The sequence below is a fragment of the Oleiphilus sp. HI0117 genome, assembly GCF_001635235.1.
The window spans coordinates 1-931 of record NZ_LWGA01001215.1 but is presented as its reverse complement, the minus strand read 5'-3'; the positions used below and the strand labels follow the sequence as shown (position 1 = coordinate 931).

The window sequence follows — 931 nt, the reverse complement described above, 5'->3', positions numbered from 1 at the left end:
GGGGCTGGATCACCTCCTTAAACGAATCGTGATCGTTTCGGTCAGAGTTCACACGAATTGCTTGGTTATAGAATTAAAGAGAGCGTAAGGGCAATAGGCCCTATAGCATCTTACTGAGAGGTAATTTGCGCAGAAGGCCTGTAGCTCAGGTGGTTAGAGCGCACCCCTGATAAGGGTGAGGTCGGCAGTTCAAGTCTGCCCAGGCCTACCAGATTTCAGTTACTCATCGTTAAATGATTACTCGCATAGCAGGCTATGCTTCGCAGTCATTTGCCTAGATTAACTAAAATCTACGATTTTTTGAGTCTGACTTTAATGAACGTTAAAGCAGAGGATAAAATGCTCTGGGATTGGGGCTATAGCTCAGCTGGGAGAGCGCCTGCCTTGCACGCAGGAGGTCTGCGGTTCGATCCCGCATAGCTCCACCAATTTCCAAAATTGAAATGATTATAAATAAGTGTATTTGCTTGGTTTAAGTTTGAATTAAGTAAAGTGTATTTATTTCTAATCATGCGATTAGAAGCTCTTTAACAATTAGGTAAGTAATAGTAGACGTTGTTTTATGTTGTGATGACATAATGCAACTCATTGCTAAGTGATTAGATTATTCACATATCAGCGAATAATTTAATCATGGATAACGAAAGAAATGAGATTCATATCAAGCGTTATCCGGCGAAAACGTTACGAATGGTCATATATATAGCTTAAGTACTAAGATGGTAAAAGGTCGTCTTAGAAGACTACTTCGGGTTATATAGTTAAGTGACTAAGCGCATACGGTGGATGCCTTGGCAGTCAGAGGCGATGAAGGACGTAGTAACCTGCGATAAGCGTTGGTAAGCTGGTAAACAAGCTTTGACCCAACGATTTCCGAATGGGGAAACCCATCTAACATAAGTTAGATATCTTGCACTGAATACATAGGTGT

2 tRNA genes and 1 rRNA gene are annotated in these 931 nt (G+C 41.2%); all 3 read left to right on the top strand.

The window, feature by feature from the left end:
- Positions 1-134: 134 nt before the first annotated feature.
- Positions 135-211, top strand: a tRNA-Ile gene (locus A3757_RS21285).
- Positions 212-352: 141 nt separating this feature from the next.
- Positions 353-428: transfer RNA gene (locus A3757_RS21280), tRNA-Ala, on the top strand.
- 331 nt (positions 429-759) lie between these two features.
- Positions 760-931, top strand: a 23S ribosomal RNA gene (locus tag A3757_RS21275); the annotation flags it as partial.